Source organism: Syntrophus aciditrophicus SB (genome assembly GCF_000013405.1).
GTDB lineage: Bacteria > Desulfobacterota > Syntrophia > Syntrophales > Syntrophaceae > Syntrophus > Syntrophus aciditrophicus.
In genome coordinates this window covers 599,105-624,227 of record NC_007759.1, presented here as the reverse complement: position 1 = coordinate 624,227, position 25,123 = coordinate 599,105, and the positions used below count along the sequence as shown (strand labels likewise).

Sequence of the window (25,123 nt, the reverse complement as noted above, 5' to 3'; positions counted from 1 at the left end):
GGATCTACCCGGCCGCAGCGAAAGCAGAACATCCCATTTAAGCAGTGATATTCAGATTGAAGCCCATCTCAGACTCAGGCCTGAATCGCGACTTCCTTCAATACGTCCAGTTGATCGAGTGCCATCCCCGCACCGATGGCTACCGTCGTCAGTGGATCGTCGGCAATGGTGATTGGCAGGCCCGTCTCTTCCCGAATCAGGACATCAAGCTTCCGCAGAAGGGCGCCGCCTCCCGTCAATACGATTCCCCGGTCCACAATATCTCCCGCCAGTTCCGGCGGAGCATTTTCCAGAGCATCCTTGATTGTATCCACGATGATCTTGATGGGTTCCATAATAGCATCCCGGATTTCCTCGGAATTAATTTCCACCGTCTTGGGAATGCCGGAAATCAGATCCCTTCCCTTGACATCGACAGTGCGGATTTCGTCTTCCGGATAGGCGCAGCCTATGGTCGTCTTGATGATCTCTCCCGTACGTTCGCCGATGAGAAGACTGTACTTTCTCTTTATAAAATTGACGATCTCCGCGTCAATCTTGTCTCCCGCCACCCTGACAGACTGGGAATACACGATGCCGGCCAGTGAAATGACCGCAACTTCCGTTGTCCCTCCACCGATGTCAACAATCATGGAACTGATCGGCTCCGATACGGGCAGTCCCGCACCTATGGCGGCCGCCATGGGCTCCTCGATCAGATAGATTTCACGGGCGCCTGCCGACTCCACGGTTTCCCGCACGGCTCGTCTCTCCACCTGCGTGATCCCGGAGGGAATGGACACGATGATTCTGGGTCTGACCAGGGCCCGGCGATTGTGCACACTGAGAATGAAATGCCGCAGCATGGCTTCCGTAATATCGAAGTCAGCGATAACACCATCTCTCATGGGCCTTATCGCGACAATATTGCCCGGTGTTCTTCCAAGCATCTTTTTCGCCTCGGCGCCCACAGCCAACACCTTTTTAACGCCTCGGGAATCCTTATGAACCGCTACAACGGAAGGTTCACTCAGAACAATCCCCTTGTTCTTGACATAGACAAGAGTATTGGCTGTTCCCAGATCTATGGCCAGATCATTTGAAAACTTCCCTAAAATGAAATCGAACAGCAATGTCCTTCCCCCTTGATTTTGTTATGAAATACCTGACTGCCGGAACTTGCGCCCCTAGTCGCAGGTTGTTCCCTATATCCTATTTAATGACCCTAATCAATCCATTTTTCCAAAATATCATTGCTTTTTACAGGTGACTATAATATCAACAAGCGTCACAGATTAACGCAAACCATGGGAGTAAGCGATGCTTGAGCTGATGCGGAAACACGCCAAAAACTGGCTGATGAAATTCCTGCTGGGAATGATCATCGTTGTGTTCATCTTCTATTTCGGAACGCGGACCGGAAAAGAGAAGTCCGAAACCGTCGCCATTGTCGACGGAAAGGAAATAGCGCTGGCCGAGGTGCAGAAGGAATACAGCAACCTCGCTGAATTCTACCGCCGGCAGTATGGCGGTTCTTTGACGGATGAAATGCTCAAAGGGCTTGAACTCAAGCAGAACGCTCTGGACAGTCTCATTGCTCAGGCAATCATCATGCAGAAGGCCGGAGAACTGAACCTCACCGCCACGGATGACGAGGTCCGGAATTTCATCATGGCATACCCCGCATTTCAACGGGACGGAACGTTCAATGAGAAGATCTATCAGCAGATGCTCCGCCTGAACAGAATGACTCCTGAGGAATTTGAAGCCTCGCAGCAGAGGATGTTGTCCGCCGCCAAACTGGAACAGCTGATTCAGGAGGCGGTCAAAGTTTCAGACCAGGAAGTCTTCGATTTTTTCAGTTTCCAGAACGAACAGATCAAAATCAGCTACCTGATGTTTAAACCCGCTGATTTCAAAGGCGCAATATCGCCTTCCAGGAAGGATCTGGAGACTTATCTTAAGGAACATGGCAACGAATTCCGCGTACCGGAACAGATGCAGATCAAGGCGCTTTTCTTCCCTGGACGGGACTTTGCAGGCAAGGCCGACATCCCCGAGTCGGACATCGTCGATTATTATGAGCGCCACCGATCAGAATTCGCCCAAAAAGGAGGGAAAGCCCCTTCTCTGAAAGAAGTAAAACCGCGGATTATAAACGAACTTGCAAAGATTTCCGGTATGGCTGCCGCAGCGGAACAGGCTAAAAAAGCGCATGACACAATTTATCAGGAAGAAAATTTTGATTCATATGCAGCGCAAAACAATCTGAAAACAGTCACGACCGATTTCTTTACCTTGAATAACATCCCTCAGCCGTTCAGTAAAGTTTCCGACTTTTCGAAAATCGTCGCGGATCTGAAAAAGGATGAAATCAGCAAGGTGCTGTCCGACGAAGAGGGATACTTCTTTATTAAGGTCGGATCCAGAAAATCCTCTTATATCCCGGAACTGAAAGATATTGAGCAGGAAGTGGCAAAGCGCTACACGGAGATGGAAGCCCGGAATCGATGCAGAAAAGCGGCGGATGCAGCGCTCGGTCGTCTCAAAAAAGGGGAATCCCTGGTAAGAATAGCTCAGGAGAATAAACTTGCGCCCGCTGAAAGCGGATTCTTCAAGCCGGGCGCCGCAATTCCCGGATTGGATGCCAACCAGCAGCTTTCCATGGCCCTTTATCAGCTTTCGGAAAGCAATCCCTTCCCCGATCAGACATTAGAGATCAATAACGGCTTTGCCATTATTCAATTCAAAGAACGGAGTAAAATCGATACGACGGATTATGAAGCCAAGAAGGAAAATCTGAAGCAGCTATTGCTCATGATGAAGCGCAATGAATATTTCATGACTTGGCTTGAAAACACCAAGGCAGCTATGATCAAGGAAGGCAGGCTGAAAATCAGGAAGGACATTAAAGACCTGTAGGACGATTGAAGTCAAGAAACCGATACGATTTTTTTCATTGAGCTTCGTGAGGATTCTTAAAATACAGAGGGGTTATGATTGTGATCATAACCCCTTAATTTTTCTGGTGGAGCTGAGGGGAGTCGAACCCCGGCCTCCTGAATGCCATTCTATAAACATCACTTTCACCACCCTTCCCCATAAATCATTTATACCTTGACATTACAATTAGTTAATCATATTATCCCTTCACTGTGAAACTTGGTGAAATACCCACTGTCACAGAAAAAATGGGTAAAGAATGGGTAAAAGACCGCTTATCTGATAAAGAGGAAAATTATGGCAATCAAGTGGATACATTCAGAACAAAAAGGGGTTCGGTATTATGTTCATCCCACTAAGAAATATAGAGAGGGAGAGAGCGGACCATACAAAAAGGATCGCTGCTACGTGATCCGTTATCAGGCTCACGGAAAAAGGTATGAACATGTTGTCGGTTGGGCCTCAGAGCTAGACCCAAAAGACGGCAAACATTGGAATGAATTAAAGGCAGCAACCTTACGGGCTGAACTGATGGGAAACGCGAAGGGTCATCAGGAAGTGAAAACAATTTCTGACATGCGCGAAAAGGCAAGGAAGCAGGAAGAAGCGAAGCAAGCCGAGGTAGAGAAAAAGGAAAAAGAATCCATCACCTTTGGAAAATACTTCAAAGACACCTATTTCCCAGACATGGCCCACAAGAAAAGCAAGGATGTTGAACAATTCATCTACGACAAATGGATTTGCCCTCTCATAGGCAAGTTAAGAATCAATGACCTTACAGATTTTCATCTTAAGAAGATCAAGAAGAACATGGAAGATAGCGGGAAGGCCGTTCGAACTATCCATTACGCCTTCGCCATTGTCTCTCAAGTATGGAACCGCGCTCGAAAGGATAAGATCGTCCAGAGGGATTGCCCGACCAGAGACGTTAAACTCCCACGCATCGACAACCAGAAGAAACGTTTTCTGTCCCCACAGGAAGCAAATGACCTGCTTGCCTACCTAAAGAACAAGAGCCGGCAGCTTTATGAACTGGCATATCTCAGCCTCTATACTGGCGCACGGTTCGGCGAGCTGGCCGGGCTGACATGGCGGAGAATAAATCTGAAAGATGGAAGCATTATCTTCAGGAACACAAAATCCGGAAAAGATCGAACGGTATTTATGACTGAAGGAGTCAAGGCGCTATTTGAGGCCATGCCTGAAGGTAAAGCCGATGATCTTATTTTTCCAGACAGAAAAGGAAAGCGGCTTTTTTCGGTATCAGCTACCTTTGACCGGGCTATTGCTGACCTGGGATTAAACAAAGGGGTTGTCGATCCCCGCGACAAAATAACCTTCCACAGTTTACGCCATACCCATGCATCATGGTTGGTGAACAACGGAACAAATCTCTTTCTGGTCAAAGAAATACTGGGCCATGCTGATTTCAAAATGACAACCAGATATTCACATCCTGCTGCCGACAGCATTAGGCAGGCGATGGTTGGCCTTGAGAAGAAAATCCCTGGAATGGCCGAAAGTCAGACCGGGCAGGTTGTGAATTTTTCAAAAGAGACTTGATCATGTATAGCAAATGAAATACAATTATAAAAAATGAATTGAGGTTTGCAAAATGGCACGGTCAGCAATGATAAACGCCCGGACAGAACGGGAATTGAAGACGGAAGTAGAAGAAATTTTCAAAACCCTGGGGCTATCAACTACGGAGGCGATCAATCTCTTTTTTCGCCAGGTGAAGCTGCGCCGTGGGCTGCCCTTCTCTGTCGAAATCCCGAACGAGGCAACCCTGAAGGAATTCAAGGACAGTGAAGAGAGCAAAGGGCTTGTTGAGTGCGAAGATGCCGATGATATGTTCAGGAAACTGGGCATCTGATGCGGACGCCCGTTTATACCAATCGCTTCGCAAAAGACCTGAAGCTGATGCTGAAGCGAGGGCGTGACCCTGAATCCCTCAAGGCCGTCATGCGGGATCTGATCGAAGAAAGACCTCTTGACCAGAAATACCGGGACCATCTCTTAATAGGCAATTTCAAGGATCGTCGAGAATGTCATATCAACCCGGATTGGTTATTGATATACCGGATCGACGGCAACCGGATCATATTTGAACGAACGGGAACCCATTCCGACTTGTTCAGGTAGGCATAGCCTACAGGCCCGGGAGATAGGCCGATGGGCCGAACACGGGAACCTCACAAAGTAAAACCCGATAAAAGGCTATGGGCATGGAAATCATGAGCCGTGCTGGACAGCGGCAAATCCTGGCCGCCTTCCTCTGTTTAAATAAAAGGGACCATAAAAGATGGTAGATATAATTCAAAACAATTTAGATTTTTTCCCGCTCAGTTTTGACTTCTTGAAAGTCTATGCGCACCGGTGGGTTAGTGAAATCCCAGAAACGCGAGTAAAGAGGGTGACACTTTACCGTTATTCAAGTTACTATGCGAAATTCTTACACAAGCAACATCCGGTTAAATACTGCATAGTCTTTGACGTGGAAGATGAGGTTTTGCCTGAACACGATCCGGAAACTCCTCATGTTCGTAAAGATAATGACAGATCAATTTATTCATATATAGAATACTTTCACACCATTCGGGATCAAGATTCATATCTATCTCTAATGGATGCAGGTTTTTCTGATGTCTATAAACACAAACCTGATGAAAATTTTAAAGATGAATGGATGTTTCTTACCAGGTTGTTGGCAAAGGACGATAAAGGCGTCAAAATTAACGAACCTTGTTGGGTGCTGTATAATTCGGAAAACACTGAATACGAGGCTGCCAACTGTTCAATCCCAATGACCAGCCCAAAACCATCAATGACGCCTAAAAAAATAGGATATAGCGATTTTGTCCAGATTTTTAAAATAGGGTCAGAAGAACTTGATAACTGGAATAATTTTGAGACACGATCTAACGGCGTATATGTAAAAAACCCTGAATCATATAAAGATTGTTTTCTCACCCCTGGAGAACTGGCCGCACTTACAGCACACCCTACCGGCAACCTATCCGAACCGGCGTTAGCTTTTCCTTGCTCAAAAAAAGAACTTATCAGATTTATAGATTTTTATGGACTTGCAGGCTTTTTAAATACGGAAGCCCTTAAAATGGTGGCTGATGGTCCAGAAGCAGTCGAAACAGAACAGGAAACCGTCACACAATTTGCTGTGTCACTGCCACCGGTCCACCAAACGGTCAACTTTTTTACTAAGGGCAATGGCGGTATTTGGCATATCGGATATGAAGGGAAAACTGAAATTTTCAGAAACCTTGTAGGCTTTTTATATCTCGCTTATCTTTTAGAAAGGCCCGGACAAGCTGTTCCCTGCACTGAAATCTATCAGACAGAAAAACCTGCCAATTCCATAACAAGCGACAAAGCGATAGCGGAAGGCCTCTGTCTGGGTTCAACATCCCGAATAATCGTACATGGTGTTGACCAAGAAGAACCTCCGACGCGAGAATCTCTTAAAAAACATTTAGATCAATTGTGGGCAGATTATTATGATGCTGAATCTGACCTTGAACGCAAAGAGATTCTCGCTGAAGTTACGCTGGTTAAACAATCATTAAATGCGGAAAGAACACAGCACGATCTTCATAGCGCTAAAGTCCAAACTTACATCAAGAAAGGCATTGACCGCGCCATATCTGCCATAGATAAGGCAGGCATGAACACTCTCGCTGAACATCTCAAATTACATATAAACCCAAATGGCAAGTATGGATATATCTATACTGGAACAGCCTGGGAAATTACCTTATAAAAAATTTTTAAATCCGTTGAGAGTGTTATTTGACCATACTCCTGACCCAGGCCACAGTATCGAATCATCTTCTATGAGGCATTTCTGTTTCCAAACTTACGAAACCTCGAATATCCGAATTCAGCTCTATCCCTCATAAGGAGGTAACTTCTGAACTTTGATAAGAGCCGAACGGCGTTCCCATATTTTTGCTTTTTGATTTTCCATCGAAATCAGATACTGATATTTGTCAATTTTCACGATCTCTCCGTATCCGTTTGACGTTCATCACCCCCCCTTCCCCCGGAACGTTGCCCTCATAAACGAACTTCAAGCCGGCCTGCAAACCGATATCCCTTGCCATTGCCCGCCTTTTCATAAAGTAAAACTTCTTTCATGGCTCCCGGACCACTTTCCATCTCGACACCTCCATCTTGCCCGATGTTGGGAAGGTTCTTTATACTTACGGATAGGAATAAACAATGAGATAACGATCCGTCACCATTGGGATATTGTCAAGAGTTATGGATGTAATATCAAGCGTATCTCGTCACAGGACTATTGAAACAGATTTCATCCATCTCTCGCACCATAATCGGCAACGGAGTCCATATTTTAGAGCCAATATCCTGTGTTTCTAATTCTTTAAAATCTTTTGGTAGCTTATCTGTAACTCACAACACCAGACTCAGGTTGAGATCGTCTCCGAGTTTCACAGTCTTGCCGGAGATCCTTCCTTCCCGGTTCAGCATGCCTTCAATCCAGCGAACATCTTTTTTTATCGCCCTTTCCAGACGAAAGCGCTTACAGGTCATAACGACCAGTCGAAGGCCGAGAAGACGACCCGTCAAGGAATCCAGCGTCGTAAAGTAGAGGATGCCCAGCTCACTGCGAAACTCCCTGTATCCACCTATTCCTTCATAGTCGTTGATCAGATCTCCGCAACCGTAGAGGATCAACTTGTTTCTGTACACCTCGAAGCCTAATGCATGATGGGAAGAATGACCGTGAATGATGTCCACCATAGCTTCATCAATAAGATTATGGGCAAAACGGGTGTGTTCTTCCGGCACCCTGTAGCCCCAGTTGCCACCCCAATGGATGGAAACCACCGCGATGTCCCCCTTCCGTTTTATCTTCCCTATCCTCTTTCCGATCGTGCCTACGGTTTTTTCGGAAAAATCCTGAAGGACAACAATTCCTGGATGGGTTTCCGTTGCTGACCAGCCGGGCATAACGCCGCTTGATTCATGTCCAAAAGCAAAGACGAGCACCCTTCCCCTGCCGGGAAGATCTTTTATCGCCGGGAGGCAGGCCTCTTCCACATTTCTACCTGCCCCACAAGTCTTCAGTCCGGCCATTTTGAGGGTAGTCAATGTTTCCAGAAGGCCGTGGTATCCCCAGTCGAGGACATGGTTATTCGCTAGAGAGCAAATATCTATTCGGGCAGCCTGGAGACAGGGAATATTCTTGGGATTCATCCGGTAGTTGATCCCTTTGCCGGTCCAGTAATCATCATTTGTCGTGATGCTTGTTTCCAGGTTGATGATCCGTATATCGGGCGCCTCTGCAGCAATTGCAGCCAGGGACTCACCCCAGATATATCCGAAATCAACGGGCTGGGGGATGAGACCGTTCAACTCCTCAGCAAGATCAACATAGCCTCTCGCATCTTTTACGTAAGATTCATAAAGGACCGGATTGCCCGGATAAGGCAGGATCTGATCGATGCCCCGTCCGGTCATCACATCGCCGCAGAGAAAAAGTTTTATAGCTCCTGAGCCACTGGAACTGGCCATCCTCGCATCATCTCCTGCCCTTGGTCTGTTTTTCTTTCAGCCCGCCCTGACATCAGCATAAGATCCTCCTGAATTTTAACCCCGCACTTTAAATCGTTCATCAAGGATCTTCATTTTCTCGACAATTCCACCATACTCCAATTCACTGTAGGGAAGCATCGCCGCTCCTGAGAAACCCTGAGCCCGCATTTCGGTCGCCTTTCTCGCAACATTGTTCCGGATGTAGTCCCAGTAGGGATGGTCGAAGGCATCGGCGGGTTCCGTAAATTTTCCCTTGTGGACGCAAAAAGCAAGACAGCAGATAATCGGCGGCCCATCGAAATAGGAGATGCCGGAATTCATTTTTACCGGCATCAACGGCCCAGTGTGGCTTCCTCTCATGAAACCAGCCACGAAATGGCCGATGTTGAAGGGGGCCAAGACCTCGCCGGTGGCCGGGAAGGTTCCCTGGACTCTGACCAGCATCACAGGATCGTCTTTCCCCGTGTACTTGCCTGCAATATTGTGAAGCCTGGTGGTGCTTACGGAAACAGCGATGTCTCCGGTACTGCGGGAATAGATCGCCTCGACGACGAAACGCTCGTTGTCTCTCAATAGTGCAGCGATATCGTAGATATCCTCTGGGGCGTTCAATTCAATAACCCTGTCTCCCTCCGTGTATTCCACATCCATGATGACAAAGCGGAACCCTTTGTTCATCGTAGGGCTGAGAATCAATCCGGAATTGTACATGGGGTCCGTAAAGGCAAGGTAAAGAGGCAGGTTATACGCTCCGGGATCAGTTTTATCGGCGGCGAAAAAGAGGAAGGGCTCATTCGGTCGCTCTTCGAATTCCATCTCCGCCACCGCAGGCCCCATTCCCCTCACGTTACCGGAGAAGGAATCCTTCAGCAAATCCTGCCCGGCGCCATAGAGACCCTGCTCTTTGGCCACCTTGGTCCCGGTCACAAAGGCGTCCCAAGCCAGCTGGTGTATGATCCCATCGCCCTTGCCGCGGGAATGGGAGAGAAGAATCGCGATGTCGTCACCTGTATGGCTGATGAAAAAATCGGAAATGACTCCCTGACCCTTCTCCACCACAAAATTTTTCACTTCCTGGATCAGCCGTTCACTAGGCCGGATATGCCCTCCGACGCTTCCCACATCAGCCTTAATAATACTCAGTGTCGTTTTCATTTTTACCTCCTTAAGAAGTATTCCTGAAACGTTGGCTCTCTAAAAAATAATGATAACCGATTTTTCTCTTGTTTAGCAATCGCCTTCTCCGCTGGAACAGGGGCCACATGAGGACGGCTGTCACGCCCCTTGCTATCTGTTTTTTATATCTCCCGAATCCCCCGGAGGGGGATTCCCACCGCCACCCGTCGCGTTCCCTGCTGTTTATTTTTTCATCACTTTTTCGAAGTCAATATAATATATCAATTATACTGACTTTTTTGTTTTTCTTCCATTTATCATTATCTTGTCTGCCATGTTTCTGCCCTCCAATGGCAGAAGTCTGCCATCAAAAAACTGACATGTAATCAGCAGGGGTCATCAAACTTCCTGACTTTACCCTGAAGGAGCATGGTTATGTTAGAAAAGAAATTGCAGAATGATGTCGTAAACACGGGCAAAGATGATATCGTCTACGTTAACAAAGATGGTTCTCGATTATCGCCTGAAATCGCAAAACTCATCAGGGACAGTGGTTATCAGTTATCTGATGTCGCTCTAATGCTGATCGAAGCTGTCGCAGCTGAGCTGGGTAATCCCGATAGTTTTACCGCCCGGCATAAGATTAACGAGATTTCAAAATCGTTTCCCTACCATCACCGCACACTAGCCAACAGAGATTCTCTAGGAACCGGACCCAAAGAACACATCAATATCGGAAAATACAAATTTTATAGGAATCTGTCCATTTTGGAAATGCTGTGCAAGGACCTATGCAAGTAAGGAGCACAGCCGATGAATACTGACAATCCTTTAATCAAACGTTACAATCAAAGGCTATCTCAAATCCCAGAACCCGGCGGAGGCGGGTGTCATGTGTCTCTGCTTGGTGTGGCAAACGTAGGAATAATGGCTGGCATAGAACCTCAAGTGATTTTCGATGAGATACGGCAGTCCATCCCACCTGGCCGACGAAAGGTCTGTGATAGAGAGATTCAGGAGGCAATCAACAGAGCCCTGCAAGATGCTGGCAAGCAATCAAAAACTTTCAAGAAGAAACCGGACCCAGTTGTTAAACATGGCAAAGAGGCACTCAAGCGTATTCTCAAAAAGGCAGTTTCCTGTGATGAAGCTGATCTTTGGGATGCGTCCCCTTACCGCTTGTCCTGGGAGCCATCGATTGAAGATGCAATTCACTTTCTAAAAACTGTTTTTCATTCGGATGATCTTGTTTTTATCGGGGATCGGACAGAGCCAGGCATCCTGGATACGAATATCCGCACAGTTGCCAATTGGATTTTCTTCTTTAAGCACGGCGGAACGGCTGGCCCTTTCTTCATCATTAACCCTCTTGACGGAATTCCCCGACTTAAGAATACCAATGAGGGTGAAACATACCGTGGTGATCAGAATATAAAGTTATTCCGCCATGCTCTCGTCGAGTTTGACGATCTTTCCCATGATGATCAAATCCGCTTCTGGATGGCGATCAATTTACCTGTCCGAGCCCTGATAGATACAGGCGGTAAAAGCATCCATGGGTTGATTGATGTTTCATCTTTGGAAATTCGAACGGCCGATGACTGGAATCGACACATTAAACAACGCCTTTACGATGAACGGCTTGTCCCGCTCGGGGTAGATCGGGCCTGCAAGAATCCGGCAAGGCTGTCAAGGTTGCCTGGAGTAATTCGACAGGAATCAGGAAAAATGCAACGCCTCCTTTGGTTGTCCCCAACAGGAAGGAGGTGCATGAATGCCTGAAAATGACTTTTTCGCTGGAATTGACGCTCAGTTAGATACATGGGAATTCCGGACTTTGGCTGATGCTTTCAAACCAAGGCCACCGTTGCAATACGCCATTACTGGACTGTTTACTCTTCCAAGTTTGACAATCGTCTTCGGAGCGCCGGGCACCTTGAAATCAATGCTTCTAGGCAGTGCGGCGCTCCATGTGGCTGGGGGGCTGCCCTGGCTTGGCAGGAAGGTAAAGGCGTTTCCGACCATGTGGCTGGATATGGACAACGGAAAACGCCGAACAGACGAACGCTTCGAGGCTTTGGCGCGTCACTTGGGACTAAATGAAGGAACCCCCTTTTTTTACATCTCAATGCCAACACCAATGTTTAACGCTGGTGATACCGGCGATACTGAGGCCATGGTTAACCGCATGATCTCAAGAGGGATCAAACTACTTTTCATTGATAACCTAGGCCTGATTAGTCCAGGAGCAGATGAAAACAGTGACGCCATGGTGAAAGTCATGGGGAACCTACGATTACTGGCGGAGCGGACTGACGCGGCTGTCGTAATAATTCACCATCAAAGAAAAAAGAGTAAACAAACCCAAACCGCGCGAACCGGCGAAACACTTCGAGGACACTCCAGTATCGAAGCATCCTTAGATCTGGCCTTGTTAGTCGAACGCGAGTTTGACAGCGACATAATCACAGTTCATTCTACAAAAACTCGCGACACAGAGGTGCGGCCATTCGCTGCTGAATGGCGATATGAACATAAGCCCGGAACAGATGAACTCGAAACAGCGGGTTTTGTATCAGCAGAGGGGGAGAATTCATCAGAGACGGTTCTTGAAAAGGCCATTATCGAAACTGTATCCAGCAACGCATTAATCAATCAAACGAAGCTAAAAGACGATGTCATGAAGCTTACCGGGATAGGAAGAAATCAGGTTATCAATATGATCCGCGCTCTGGAGGTTAGAAAAGCCTTAAATGTCAAACCTGGTTCGAACAATGAGAAGCTGTATTATATTGAATAAACGGGGTTTGCCGGTTTGTCTACCTTGACCGGAATACTCCCGGGAAACCGGCCTGCCAACCTGTTGGTTTGGGTTTGCCGGTTTTACCCCCCCTTTATAGGGGGTAAAACGGTAAACTGGACAGGATACCGGAAAAGAAGAGAAAAAGAGGAAAGCAAAAACCTAAGAAATCAGGTTCATCCGGTTAATGAGTACCTCTGAGCATGCAGGTGATAGAGGCGGAGTTTGAAGTATTCCATATCCCGGAATCCATAGGCCTGCCTTTTTAAAGTTTTAATTTTGTTGTTTGTGCCCTCAAGGGCGGCATTTGTAATGTGATGTTTGAAATAATTGAGTATCGCAGTCCTGTATCCGGAGAGCGTTTTGGCTACTTTGACGAGTTCTTTGATTCCGGACAGCATGGCGTCCTTACACCAGGTGTCAAGGAAGGTAACAGCCTGGGCGTACTCCGGTATTTCCCAGAAGAGTCTGAGTTGCTCTTTCATGGAATGCATGACGAATAGAGGCTGATTGGCCTGCATCAGGGCATCGAGACGTTCCTTATGGTCCGGCTTCAGGGAATCATAATTTCGCAAAAGGAGGAAGCGGTTTCCCTTGAGGGTTTGCTTCCCGATATCATCAAGTTCTTTCTGATGATTTCTGCGCAAGTTTTCGATGCCTTGATTCATCAGAGCCATAATATGGTAACGGTCGAAGACGACATCGATATTGGGAAGGGCTTCCCGGACGGCGGAGAAGAAGGAAATTCCCATGTCCATTGCAACCGCTCGCAGTTTTTTCCCCTTGCGTGCAAGTTTTTTCAGGAAGGGTAAAATCCCCTCCTTGCCCTTTCCCTCAGTGGCGTAAAGGATTCGTCCTTCGGAGAGATCCATCACCGTGGTCATGTACTCATGGCCTTTCCGGATGCTGAATTCATCAATGCCAATATACCGAACTTTATGAAGAGGAATGTTCCGATAGAGGCGCTGCAATTTCAACTTATGAATCTCTTTGATCATATCCCAACCCACGCCGAGGTAATCGGCAACCCAGCGAATCGTGCCGAATCGAAGCAGATCCAGAACAATCAGAGCAAAGGATCGGGCAAATCTATGCTTCCCCACCATAAAAGGCAGATCGGGCCACCAAAGGGTGTCGCAAGTGTTGCATTTTATTCGATGAAGGGAAAGTACAAGGAAACACCTCTTACGCCCCATAGGTCCCAGATGAAAACTCCGTGTTTTCTGTCCTTTAAAGGTAAATTTACGCTGCCCGCACTTTGGACAGCGAATGTATTCTTCTTTCACATCTGCAAAATATTCGATGACGTCACCCGTGAAGCGTGTTGCTCTATAAGTAATACCCTTCAGATTGAAAGCATGATAAAGAACCGATGTGGACATGGTCTGGAGCCTCCTTTTGTTGTTCGATTGGTCTCAAACAACAGGGCTCTTGCCATGTCCATGTGATTTTATGCAATACCAAGGTACTCATTAACCGGATGAACCAGAAATCAAAGGCCAGTTAATTCGTAATTCAAGAGATAAAGAATGCAGAAAAAGACACAAAAAAAACTACACATCAAATTGACAGCAATAACAATAGTTACAGATAGTTACAGCTTATTTTATACAAATAGAACGTTATTTTGGTTAATGATTTCGAATAAAATCTGAGGTGCTGTATGGGTGGATGGGGTTCCGGCAAAGGAAGTAGTTACCCGAAGAAAAAAACCACTGAAAGTCAACACCGGATTGACATCAGATGGTTGAAGAAACACGGATACTTACAGCCTGGATCTGTAGGTTCATTATCATGGTCATTTAGGGGTGAACAAACCGGTTCCATCGGCTACAGGATGGAAGCAGACCACATGATATTAAGCTATCAGCACCGATTCCGTGGGGGCGATTGGGAGTCTGTGGAACAAAAAATTATTCTTGACTGGACTGTCTGCAATTACGGTGGAACCCGGCCTTGGTTCTTGTGCCCAAACTGCGGGAAAAGAGTGGCTGTTCTTTATGGTGCTGGCAAGCTCTTTCTTTGCAGACATTGCTATGGACTAACTTATAGCAGCCAACAGGAAGGAGTAGTTGACCGAATTCTGAGAAGGCAAAGGAAAATTAGGACACGTCTAGGGGCTGCTGACGACCTTGTTTCTCCGATATTATTTAAACCAAAAGGAATGCACCAAAAGACATTTGATAGATTGTTGACGGAAGAGAAATTCGCAGGTTATCTTTCAGCTGAGCTCATTGTTAAGATGCTGGGAATCAATGTGAGATGTCATTAATTCGGTATATGGAGATTTTCTCATGGGTAAGAAGAAGCGTGACAAAAGGGCCGCGTTAAAGTCTTGATCAGTAAATGTAATATTCCTCGTCGGGGTTGGTGTAAAAACCCTGGCCAATGATTTCAACCATCCCTATGCATTTACGGCAGAGGGGAAAATATTTGACGCCGTCTTCCGCCGGGATGATCACCTGTTCAACTCGCTCCTTCATGACGGCGAAAACCCCGCCGTTCACATCAACTTCGAAAATCGACTTCTGCACGCGAACCCCATAATCTTTCAGGATTCGCGCCACCAGTGCGATGCGCTTCGGGTCCGCAATGTCATAAGCAACAATCATATTCATGGTATTTACTTCGGATTCAGATCACGGTGTATTCAAGCTGGGTTACCTTCAAACCAAGACCGGATAGGACGACCTTATTGATGCAGCGGCTGCATATCTTGTAAATTCTGACTGAATCTTTGGCGATATTGAGGTTGTTCCGGCAATAAGCACGGATTTTACGAATACCCGCTTCGTCGATGTCGCATTCAAAGACAGATTTCTGGGTGTTCAGGCCGAATTCCTTCAGGAAATGGTGCAGGGCGGTCAGCCGCTTCGGTTCGGTGATGTCGTAGGTAATCAGTACAATCATTTCAGCAACACCGGTTGATAAACATCCGCCTCACCTTCAATAACCCTGCGACAATGACCTGCCTGAAAAATGAGTGCTTCTCCGTAAGTGAGCTGCCTTTCCGCAGGAGGATAGTGAAAAGACGTGGTAAGCTTCTGTTCGAAGGCTTCGATGACCCTTTTGAAGGCCGCATCGCGTAACTTGACCGGATACTTGCCGGTCGACAGATCTTCAACGGGCATTTCACCGGCCATCCGCTGTTCCGGAAGATCCAGAAGTTCCGAATCGCCATGACCGTTAGCGATAAGACCGATCGGGTCTCTGCTTACATCGGCTATTCTTTCCCCCGGATCTTGAACAAAATCTTCCTCTCTGACGGGTTCCTCAAAATAAAAGTCCTCTCGTTTCAGGATTTTCAGATTAAAAAGTGATAAAGTCAGGGTATCGGCGATGATGGTCCGGAATTCCTCCATTAAATCAAGGACTAGGGAGTATCGGCCGTAATCCAGGGCGTGCAGGAATCCGGGGTAGGGGTCCAGACCGGCAACACGCACCGCCGCGTACACGCGATTCATCAAAAACGTGTAAAGAAGAGAAAGAACGGAATTGACGGGGTCTGTGGGAGGTCTCCGGACTCGGCGGAAGAACCCCTGATTTTCAATGAAACCCCGGCCGAACGCCTCAAAGTACAGGGCACTACCCCGTCCCTCGTAGCCCCGAAGGCTATCTACGCTTTCCGCTTGGAAGAGGAGACGGATGAGACTCTGGATCTCGTGAGCTTTCTGACTCGCCAGGGATACATTGCGGCTTCTTTTGATGCGCATGAGAAGGGTGGCCATGTTGGCGAGCTTTCCGGCGACGATGGCCCGAACCTGTCGAAGGGTGAAGGTTTCGTTGCCCAGAAGACTGTATTGCCGTTTATGAAGAAAGACATTCTTCGATTCCGGCGGCGATATTCGCCCCAGGTATCGGCCTCTGAAACTCAGAAAAACGACGTCAATGCCATAGCGCATCAGCTGAGCCAATGCCTGGTGCGTGATCTCCACATTACCGAAAATAACGAGCTGATCGAGCTTGTAGGTGAAGAGGGTATGGTAAACGGCATCGCCTTTCCTGACGAGCAGATGCCGTCCCTCCTTGATAATTCTCGCGCCCTGGGTCCGGACGTAAACCACCATGGGAAGTCGCCTCCATTTTCGAATTTAAAGGCATTATCCCATGGCAATCCGAGGGAAACAAAATCGGCAACGTTGCCGCCGGAATTCCACGTTAATTTTGTAAATCAGGCCAATTCCGTCGGGCCTACGAGATATCGAGCTCGATGGTGAGCTCTATATAGTCGCAATCCCTTCGTAAATCAGGTCAATTCTGTCAGTCATCGCCTGGATGAATGAGCACAGCGGATACGTTGGTCGCAATCCCTTCGTAAATCAGGTCAATTCTGTCAGTCATCGCCTGGATGAATGAGCACAGCGGATACGTTGGTCGCAATCCCTTCGTAAATCAGGTCAATTCTGTCTATTCCTAAAAATCTGCTTACACGTGGACGGAATTTAGTGTCGCAATCCCTTCGTAAATCAGGTCAATTCTGTCACGTAACCGATCAATACCGATAACGGAGGACAGGATGAAACCGTCGCAATCCCTTCGTAAATCAGGTCAATTCTGTCGGGCGGAGGCAAGTCACATTCCCCAGCCCCGGATTACTGAGTCGCAATCCCTTCGTAAATCAGGTCAATTCTGTCAATTATCAACAGCCTTTTTAAATTAACAGCCTCTCTGCGGTCGCAATCCCTTCGTAAATCAGGTCAATTCTGTCAGAGAGGGCAAGGCAGCTTTTTAAACTTATTAATGGGTTCGTCGCAATCCCTTCGTAAATCAGGTCAATTCTGTCAGATGACCCTGGAACTGCCCCTTAATGTTCACATGCCGCGTGTCGCAATCCCTTCGTAAATCAGGTCAATTCTGTCGATTACGAATAATGAAGCAATCAATGAAGTTATCTCTGAGTTGTCGCAATCCCTTCGTAAATCAGGTCAATTCTGTCTTGCTTACCAAGCTATCCAAAGGAGAAGTCACGATCACGCGTCGCAATCCCTTCGTAAATCAGGTCAATTCTGTCCAAAGGACGCAGACACAACCAATACGCACGGGAAAGAGCGTCGCAATCCCTTCGTAAATCAGGTCAATTCTGTCGAAAAAGAAATACTTGTCCGAACAAGCAGCCGAACAAGCTGGTCGCAATCCCTTCGTAAATCAGGTCAATTCTGTCCGATTAAGGGAAGAAAACGATAGATTAGAGAATGACTGCGGTCGCAATCCCTTCGTAAATCAGGTCAATTCTGTCCGATTAAGGGAAGAAAACGATAGATTAGAGAATGACTGCGGTCGCAATCCCTTCGTAAATCAGGTCAATTCTGTCCGATTAAGGGAAGAAAACGATAGATTAGAGAATGACTGCGGTCGCAATCCCTTCGTAAATCAGGTCAATTCTGTCTAACCATGCTAACGTCAGAGTTTAACGCCATGTTGAGACGTCGCAATCCCTTCGTAAATCAGGTCAATTCTGTCCCGAGGAAAGATTTCGCTTTTTCTCTGGGAATCCATTGTCGCAATCCCTTCGTAAATCAGGTCAATTCTGTCCACGACAACCCGGCTGATTACTATAACACGATCCTTAAGAGTCGCAATCCCTTCGTAAATCAGGTCAATTCTGTCTCAGAGACGCAAAAAACATGATAAAAATCATGGGCGTGGGTCGCAATCCCTTCGTAAATCAGGTCAATTCTGTCGGTCAGGGTGAGGGATACTTTGGATGCTGATACACTGGCATGTCGCAATCCCTTCGTAAATCAGGTCAATTCTGTCAAAACGCAGTCACCCGCAAAAGCAGGGGGAGGGAAGAAAGTCGCAATCCCTTCGTAAATCAGGTCAATTCTGTCTGGTTATCACAATACCGAAAACGGTCAAATGGGATCAATCGTCGCAATCCCTTCGTAAATCAGGTCAATTCTGTCGCAATGCAAGCACTGAACAAACCTATCAGTACAACCTATGAGTCGCAATCCCTTCGTAAATCAGGTCAATTCTGTCGCATTGAAAGAAGCCGGATATCGCTGTGAGCGATGCGGCGTCGCAATCCCTTCGTAAATCAGGTCAATTCTGTCAAATCACAAGGATCATGTTGATGAACACGATTTTGTGGGTCGCAATCCCTTCGTAAATCAGGTCAATTCTGTCCTATGAGAAGCAAAAGGAAAAGCACGGTTGCTGTTTTTGGTCGCAATCCCTTCGTAAATCAGGTCAATTCTGTCGGAGGCGATCATGAAAAACTACAAAGCCCTTGCAAACCAGGTCGCAATCCCTTCGTAAATCAGGTCAATTCTGTCGATGGTTCCCAAACTTGCATGTTGAATGCGCAGACATTAAGTCGCAATCCCTTCGTAAATCAGGTCAATTCTGTCTGGGCAACCTCGAAAGTGCATCCCCAGAATTGCCCCTGTCGCAATCCCTTCGTAAATCAGGTCAATTCTGTCACGAACGCCTTGAACAAATTGAACGCAATCAGGAGCGCATGTCGCAATCCCTTCGTAAATCAGGTCAATTCTGTCAATACTGAAGCGTTTCGATAAAGGCGATACCCAGGTATTGTCGCAATCCCTTCGTAAATCAGGTCAATTCTGTCAGGTGAAAAGAAACAGGAGAACGAAAGAGCCGCAAAGTCGCAATCCCTTCGTAAATCAGGTCAATTCTGTCATGCGCTCAGGGCAATGAATATTATTGCCGGGAATTACCGTCGCAATCCCTTCGTAAATCAGGTCAATTCTGTCGTGGCGGTTTCTGCCACTGGTTCGGGGAAAACTTTAATGCTGTCGCAATCCCTTCGTAAATCAGGTCAATTCTGTCTGGGTATATGACTACGATCTGCGCGTCGGACAGCACGTCGCAATCCCTTCGTAAATCAGGTCAATTCTGTCGAGGGGGAATGATGAACATTGAAGTCGGGAAGTTTTAGTCGCAATCCCTTCGTAAATCAGGTCAATTCTGTCGCACCTTTGGAGGCCGTTGGGAATAGGCATTACGAGTCGCAATCCCTTCGTAAATCAGGTCAATTCTGTCAATGTTGTAAAGAAAATGAAATTAATTTCCGGCTTCGGGGAGTCGCAATCCCTTCGTAAATCAGGTCAATTCTGTCAAAAGCACATTTACAAAACATATTGAGGCCGGGGTGTTAGGTCGCAATCCCTTCGTAAATCAGGTCAATTCTGTCTTTTTTTTACCACGACATTTTTAACGTGCTAAAATGTAGTCGCAATCCCTTCGTAAATCAGGTCAATTCTGTCTGCTGTCTTCCCGGTACAATTCGCCGGTCGCCCCTCCGTCGCAATCCCTTCGTAAATCAGGTCAATTCTGTCACGAAAAGAATTTAATAGAATGGATTTATCAAAATTGGTCGCAATCCCTTCGTAAATCAGGTCAATTCTGTCGGAGTGTACTCAGGATGATATCAACCTTATGGCTGATGGTCGCAATCCCTTCGTAAATCAGGTCAATTCTGTCCCGAAACTCCGCCGATGTATTCCATGATTTCATCTTTAGTCGCAATCCCTTCGTAAATCAGGTCAATTCTGTCGATAATGACGATAATGATAATGCTATTCACGGTTATCATGTCGCAATCCCTTCGTAAATCAGGTCAATTCTGTCGATAATGACGATAATGATAATGCTATTCACGGTTATCATGTCGCAATCCCTTCGTAAATCAGGTCAATTCTGTCGGAAATAGACGAAAAAGAAAAAGAAGAAAAGGAGAAAAGGTCGCAATCCCTTCGTAAATCAGGTCAATTCTGTCAGGACAAGAGCCTCGGCCTATTGAAACGAGTCAATGCAGGGTCGCAATCCCTTCGTAAATCAGGTCAATTCTGTCAACGAATTGGGAAAGAATATTTGAAAAGCAGATAGATAGTCGCAATCCCTTCGTAAATCAGGTCAATTCTGTCTGATGAACTCCGTGCGGGTATTGAACGAACTCGGTATTGAGGTCGCAATCCCTTCGTAAATCAGGTCAATTCTGTCTTGATCAGCCTGCCAGCCAGTTCGTGTTTCGTATGCGTTCGTCGCAATCCCTTCGTAAATCAGGTCAATTCTGTCTTTCACTAAAGAAAGGAGGATTCTAAGGGTTATCCCTGAGTCGCAATCCCTTCGTAAATCAGGTCAATTCTGTCGGGCAATCATTCCGAGTTCCTGAATATCCTATCTCGCGGTCGCAATCCCTTCGTAAATCAGGTCAATTCTGTCGGGCAATCATTCCGAGTTCCTGAATATCCTATCTCGCGGTCGCAATCCCTTCGTAAATCAGGTCAATTCTGTCAGGTATAGAGCTATGGCACATGAGACTATACCGATTCGTCGCAATCCCTTCGTAAATCAGGTCAATTCTGTCGTCGATGGGATGGGGAAGTGATTTTTGAACTGGAATGTGGAGTCGCAATCCCTTCGTAAATCAGGTCAATTCTGTCAAGATAAAGAAGATGGGCCGAATAAATGGATACAAGAAAAGTCGCAATCCCTTCGTAAATCAGGTCAATTCTGTCGAGGATGTAACGGATCGGTATCGATAGGAGGAAATATGGTCGCAATCCCTTCGTAAATCAGGTCAATTCTGTCACCAAGGAGCAGAGGATATATTTTTGATCTTGAGTCTTGTCGCAATCCCTTCGTAAATCAGGTCAATTCTGTCAAAGAGAGGATATACACATATTGTGAGGACGTGTATGATGTCGCAATCCCTTCGTAAATCAGGTCAATTCTGTCTCATCGCTCCCTGGATCGAAAAGCCTATTGTCGATTGGTCGTCGCAATCCCTTCGTAAATCAGGTCAATTCTGTCTTCCAACTCATCAACGACCATTTCCAAAATTACAAGCCATAGTCGCAATCCCTTCGTAAATCAGGTCAATTCTGTCATTTTGATGACCGGATTTATATTGTCAACACGGCAGAGGAGTCGCAATCCCTTCGTAAATCAGGTCAATTCTGTCATGGTTACATGAAAATTCAATATCACAACGCCAATTTGCTGGTCGCAATCCCTTCGTAAATCAGGTCAATTCTGTCGCAATGGTTAACCCTGTAGATGTAGCGCCTGCAAAGGCAGTCGCAATCCCTTCGTAAATCAGGTCAATTCTGTCGCAAGTATCGAATTTTGTTTCAGTCTGGCACAGTTCACAGTCGCAATCCCTTCGTAAATCAGGTCAATTCTGTCGTTGCAAGCAATGGGGCGTATGGTGGATGCAATGCAAAGTCGCAATCCCTTCGTAAATCAGGTCAATTCTGTCAAGGCAACCAAGGCAACCAAATAACAAACCATAAAGGCGTCGCAATCCCTTCGTAAATCAGGTCAATTCTGTCAAATAACAGCGATTAGGAGGTTAAAATGGATGTATTAAGGTCGCAATCCCTTCGTAAATCAGGTCAATTCTGTCCAATAGAAGTTCCTCCAATTTTATGAGTGGAGATTTACCGTCGCAATCCCTTCGTAAATCAGGTCAATTCTGTCCGATAACGGTTACTTTACATGCGACCATTGTAGCGGTATGTCGCAATCCCTTCGTAAATCAGGTCAATTCTGTCAAGATGGGTGTGAGGGAGATAGCGGGAATCAGGATTTACGGTCGCAATCCCTTCGTAAATCAGGTCAATTCTGTCCTGTTTTGATTGCTGTTGGAATACCGTTGATCGTAACTGTGTCGCAATCCCTTCGTAAATCAGGTCAATTCTGTCCCGTATTACCCGGACAGAATGTAAGGCTTTGCTCAGGTCGCAATCCCTTCGTAAATCAGGTCAATTCTGTCCAATTATTTCACGTGTGATAATTGCAGAGGTGTGTATCAGTCGCAATCCCTTCGTAAATCAGGTCAATTCTGTCTGTTTTGAAAACAATTCAGATGGAGCGGGATTAATGTTCAAGTCGCAATCCCTTCGTAAATCAGGTCAATTCTGTCTGGCAATGGTTTTGATGTTTGCAGGAATGGCAGCGGCGTCGCAATCCCTTCGTAAATCAGGTCAATTCTGTCGTTATAATGTAAACGTATTAAGGAGCAGACGCTATGCTTTGTCGCAATCCCTTCGTAAATCAGGTCAATTCTGTCCGCGGCCTTCGATTTTGGAGAAAATACAAGGATTCCAGGTACCATAATCGCGAACCTGTATCCACAAACCCAAAAAACATCGATTTCTCCATACTGCAGACTCCATTTCTTAAATCGATTTATCCGATTTCATTGAATAATTTCCAAACCTGCAAACCTAAAGAATAAGTATTTATATAATACTAAGAATATCAAATGATTGTATGTTCCCTCTGTTTGATAATCGGGGTTCGCGGAAAATGGGCAATCCCGTTTCTTTTTTGTCACGATTGTGGCAATTTGGGAAAATTATAGGCGTTTTTGAATTCCGTGAAATTGGACACCGTCTGAAAAATTGTTTCAACAGCATTTTCTGTAACCGGTTTTATTCCATGGGCAAGGATGGATTCATTACGGTTGCTTTGAATTTTTTTGATCTCATCGATTATTTGGAAAAAACGATGTCCTACATCAATATCCGCTGTATGGAGAAATTCAAAGGTTGCTTGCAGAGGGAGTTTGATAACACCACTTTGAGAGTCTGTATGTTTCTGGACATACACTTCCCGGATGGTTTCCGGAATTTTGTTTCGTGGGACATTGCTGGTTGAACAGCCTGTTACTTTTTCAAAAGTGAGCTGCCCGTAAAGTTCCAGAGAACGATATATGCGAGCCGCGGCATCATCGAAACAGCCGGCGGCGATACGACGACGGGCGTTGTTGAGAAGGTCGTCAATCAAAACGGTATGGAATTTTTTCAGGTTATTCGTCTTCAGAAGAAGATCGTTTAAAATGTCAAAGCAGTGACGGACATCTTCAGTGAAAGAATTCCACTGGGAATGGTCATGTCTTTCCAAATATTCCGTTAAATTTTTAATACCCTTTGAAAGACAATCTGCAGCCCTTTTATGGTTGAACTGATCCCAGAAAAGGAATCCTTCAGCAAAATACTTGACAAATTTGAAGTAGTCGGTAATCTCGCCAGGAAGTTTCCGGGTCAAGGCCATGCGTATGATCTCACCGACCGAGGAATAGCGGCCACGGTTAAAGAGGAGAATAACCTGGCGGCGTTCCTCCTCGGCAAAGATCAACCAAGGGCTCATGGAAGAATACATCTGCTCACAGCCGTTTTCCACAACACCCAAGCCCGATTTTGTCCGAGTTTCGCCGCCGACGTAATTAAAACGGTAAGGGCAGCCAACGGTTGCAAGGATCAGCGCCGCCGTCATAACCTTGGTGCCGCCCGTATAATCAACTATTGTTTCTTCAGGACTAAATCCCGCATGCATCGCGCGTTCAACACAACACCTAGCCGTTTTATAACATTCAAACAGGGAATTCGGGTCTTCCGTGATCTCCCATTCGCACTTTGGCTTCGGATTGACCTGTTCAAGGACTTCTCCCGCTTTCGTTATTGAATCATGTGATGCAAAGAAAATGATCCGTTCCGGCTGATGCTCGGCAATACTTTTCCTGAGAGGTTCGGGGGAACCACCGATGGACATGATAATGAGTCGTGTCATGGAAATACTCCGTTAATTATGATGTCAGGCCGTCGTTCAAATCGGCGATGCAGGCCTGAAGTTGTCTGCTGTTCTGAGCAGTGGTGATGAGATCGAACTTTGTTGTTGCCCCAACGTTGCTGTATATTCCTTCAATCTGTCCGGTTTTACCCTTGGCCGATTTGCGAAATCGGACAGGTTCATTGAGGTTCGGGTTATAATAATAAGTATAGATCTCTTTCACATAAGGATAATTTTTAAGTTTATCAAGGAAGTTACGTAATCCTTTGTGCTTTCCTTTATTGTCGTCCTCATAACGGATTTTCTTTTTCTCCAGGGGAAGACCTGAATCGGGCGGCAGAAGAGATTTAGCACTGTGGGCAAAATGATAGCGGAAGGTTTCGTGATAGAGTTGGCCGGTAGGAGAAAGAAAGGTAAGCCAGCGGTTATCGACGTTCGTATCGTCCACTATCGTCGCGAACCGCTCATCCGGCGATGAAAAGGGTTGATCAGATTCGATTCCTTCCTCGAGATCAAAAAAAATATCCACGTGTTCAAGCCAGAAAGAAAGGTCAAGAGCAACGGGCTGGGGCGGTAATTGGATTACTTCGGAAAAACGCTCAAAAAGATAGCAGACGGGGATTTCCAGAGCTTGGCCGATCATGCCTGCGAAGGAAATCTGTGCCTTATATCCCCCTGTTGCGTTAATGAGTAAACGATTCGATCCAAGGACTCGGGCCTCCTGTCCGATGAGGCGGACGAGATTCCGCATTCCTTCGTTCCGAAAGCGTTTCACGTCCTGGTCCGTGAGTCCTTCGATGGTTTTTACTGACACAGTGGTGAAACGATCAGCATTTCTTGGATTTGTATAGTAATGATTCAGGATTTGTCCGGTCAGGAAGCCGTCGGGAGTGTCGGAGACCAGGAAAACAAGATTTTCACATAGATTAAGATGCTTGCCCACGATAATGCTGTGAATGGAATTGATCTCCGCGCCATTAAGCCGATCCTGCGGAGAACGTTTCAAAAGCTCCAGAACCACGCCTTTGGCATTATGTGCCGCAAGAAGTGGATATAGAGGCGATTCCTGTTGACCGGCGATGTTGTTTTTGAGGCTGGTGCCTACGGTGCAGATCAGCGTGTCACGCATTGGGGGCTCCTTTTTAAAAGCTTAACAGATGTTAT

Annotated in this window: 19 protein-coding genes and 1 CRISPR repeat array; of the genes, 9 read left to right on the top strand and 10 right to left on the bottom strand. The window is 46.3% G+C overall.

Annotated elements, in window-relative coordinates; all coding sequences use genetic code 11:
* Nucleotides 1-74 precede the first annotated feature (74 nt).
* The gene (locus SYN_RS02960; protein WP_011416535.1) at nt 75-1,112 is read right to left on the bottom strand and encodes a rod shape-determining protein; all 1,038 of its coding nucleotides are present in this window, start codon (nt 1,110-1,112) and stop codon (nt 75-77) included.
* Between the two features lie 187 nt (nt 1,113-1,299).
* Between SYN_RS02960 and SYN_RS02955 the strand changes: the two genes are divergently transcribed.
* The 5 genes from SYN_RS02955 (at nt 1,300) to SYN_RS02935 (ending at nt 6,700) form a co-directional block, all read left to right on the top strand.
* A complete protein-coding gene (locus tag SYN_RS02955; protein WP_011416534.1) occupies nt 1,300-2,901 on the top strand; it encodes a peptidylprolyl isomerase in 1,602 nt (533 codons plus the stop codon).
* Nucleotides 2,902-3,219: 318 nt separating this feature from the next.
* Nucleotides 3,220-4,485, top strand: coding sequence for a tyrosine-type recombinase/integrase (locus SYN_RS02950; protein ID WP_011416533.1), 1,266 nt, complete (start codon nt 3,220-3,222; stop codon nt 4,483-4,485).
* Between the two features lie 52 nt (nt 4,486-4,537).
* On the top strand, nt 4,538-4,798 hold the full coding sequence (locus tag SYN_RS02945; RefSeq protein ID WP_011416532.1) for a type II toxin-antitoxin system RelB/DinJ family antitoxin: 261 nt from the start codon (nt 4,538-4,540) through the stop codon (nt 4,796-4,798).
* The gene (locus SYN_RS02940) at nt 4,798-5,067 is read left to right on the top strand and encodes a type II toxin-antitoxin system YafQ family toxin (protein ID WP_011416531.1); all 270 of its coding nucleotides are present in this window, start codon (nt 4,798-4,800) and stop codon (nt 5,065-5,067) included. The genes SYN_RS02945 and SYN_RS02940 overlap by 1 nt, the downstream gene beginning before the upstream one ends.
* A gap of 160 nt (nt 5,068-5,227) precedes the next feature.
* Nucleotides 5,228-6,700, top strand: a complete 1,473-nt coding sequence (locus SYN_RS02935; RefSeq protein WP_011416530.1) for a hypothetical protein — start codon at nt 5,228-5,230, stop codon at nt 6,698-6,700.
* 229 nt (nt 6,701-6,929) lie between these two features.
* On the opposite strand, the gene SYN_RS16715 is transcribed toward SYN_RS02935, so the two are convergent.
* From SYN_RS16715 to fbp, 3 genes are all read right to left on the bottom strand, one after another.
* Nucleotides 6,930-7,058, bottom strand: a complete 129-nt coding sequence (locus SYN_RS16715) for a cytoplasmic protein (protein ID WP_011416529.1) — start codon at nt 7,056-7,058, stop codon at nt 6,930-6,932.
* Between the two features lie 295 nt (nt 7,059-7,353).
* The gene (locus SYN_RS02930) at nt 7,354-8,478 is read right to left on the bottom strand and encodes a CapA family protein (RefSeq protein WP_011416528.1); all 1,125 of its coding nucleotides are present in this window, start codon (nt 8,476-8,478) and stop codon (nt 7,354-7,356) included.
* A 75-nt stretch (nt 8,479-8,553) separates the two neighbouring features.
* Nucleotides 8,554-9,654 (bottom strand): fructose-1,6-bisphosphate aldolase/phosphatase, encoded by a 1,101-nt coding sequence (gene fbp, locus SYN_RS02925; protein WP_011416527.1) that lies wholly within the window; start codon nt 9,652-9,654, stop codon nt 8,554-8,556.
* Nucleotides 9,655-10,050: 396 nt separating this feature from the next.
* On the opposite strand from fbp, the gene SYN_RS02920 reads away from it, so the two are divergent.
* Genes SYN_RS02920 through SYN_RS02910 form a run of 3 tightly spaced genes read left to right on the top strand, consistent with a single transcriptional unit; the run spans nt 10,051 to nt 12,415 of the window.
* Complete coding sequence (locus SYN_RS02920) at nt 10,051-10,416, top strand: hypothetical protein (RefSeq protein ID WP_041584660.1); 366 nt, start codon at nt 10,051-10,053, stop codon at nt 10,414-10,416.
* A gap of 12 nt (nt 10,417-10,428) precedes the next feature.
* Complete coding sequence (locus SYN_RS02915) at nt 10,429-11,397, top strand: hypothetical protein (RefSeq protein ID WP_011416525.1); 969 nt, start codon at nt 10,429-10,431, stop codon at nt 11,395-11,397.
* Nucleotides 11,390-12,415, top strand: a complete 1,026-nt coding sequence (locus SYN_RS02910) for an AAA family ATPase (protein WP_011416524.1) — start codon at nt 11,390-11,392, stop codon at nt 12,413-12,415. The genes SYN_RS02915 and SYN_RS02910 overlap by 8 nt, the downstream gene beginning before the upstream one ends.
* 176 nt (nt 12,416-12,591) lie before the next feature.
* On the opposite strand, the gene SYN_RS02905 is transcribed toward SYN_RS02910, so the two are convergent.
* A complete protein-coding gene (locus SYN_RS02905) occupies nt 12,592-13,797 on the bottom strand; it encodes an ISL3 family transposase (RefSeq protein ID WP_011416523.1) in 1,206 nt (401 codons plus the stop codon).
* Between the two features lie 281 nt (nt 13,798-14,078).
* Here SYN_RS02905 and SYN_RS15010 point away from each other — a divergent pair, with 281 nt between their 5' ends.
* On the top strand, nt 14,079-14,687 hold the full coding sequence (locus SYN_RS15010) for a hypothetical protein (RefSeq protein ID WP_148202462.1): 609 nt from the start codon (nt 14,079-14,081) through the stop codon (nt 14,685-14,687).
* A 67-nt stretch (nt 14,688-14,754) separates the two neighbouring features.
* Here SYN_RS15010 and cas2 (SYN_RS02895) read toward each other — a convergent pair whose 3' ends face one another.
* The 5 genes from cas2 (SYN_RS02895) to SYN_RS02875 form a co-directional block, all read right to left on the bottom strand.
* Complete coding sequence (cas2, locus tag SYN_RS02895) at nt 14,755-15,033, bottom strand: CRISPR-associated endonuclease Cas2 (RefSeq protein ID WP_011416522.1); 279 nt, start codon at nt 15,031-15,033, stop codon at nt 14,755-14,757.
* Nucleotides 15,034-15,049: 16 nt separating this feature from the next.
* A complete protein-coding gene (cas2, locus tag SYN_RS02890) occupies nt 15,050-15,325 on the bottom strand; it encodes a CRISPR-associated endonuclease Cas2 (protein WP_011416521.1) in 276 nt (91 codons plus the stop codon).
* Nucleotides 15,322-16,482 carry a CRISPR-associated endonuclease Cas1 gene (gene cas1 / locus SYN_RS15005; RefSeq protein ID WP_011416520.1) on the bottom strand — a complete coding sequence of 387 codons (1,161 nt, stop codon included), beginning with the start codon at nt 16,480-16,482 and terminating at the stop codon, nt 15,322-15,324. The genes cas2 (SYN_RS02890) and cas1 overlap by 4 nt, the downstream gene beginning before the upstream one ends.
* Before the next feature lie 160 nt (nt 16,483-16,642).
* Nucleotides 16,643-22,457: direct repeats of the CRISPR family, unit length 35 nt; unit sequence GTCGCAATCCCTTCGTAAATCAGGTCAATTCTGTC.
* Between the two features lie 263 nt (nt 22,458-22,720).
* Nucleotides 22,721-23,959, bottom strand: coding sequence for a TIGR02710 family CRISPR-associated CARF protein (locus tag SYN_RS02880; RefSeq protein ID WP_011416513.1), 1,239 nt, complete (start codon nt 23,957-23,959; stop codon nt 22,721-22,723).
* A gap of 16 nt (nt 23,960-23,975) precedes the next feature.
* Complete coding sequence (locus SYN_RS02875; RefSeq protein ID WP_011416512.1) at nt 23,976-25,088, bottom strand: putative CRISPR-associated protein; 1,113 nt, start codon at nt 25,086-25,088, stop codon at nt 23,976-23,978.
* Between the last annotated feature and the right edge of the window lie 35 nt (nt 25,089-25,123).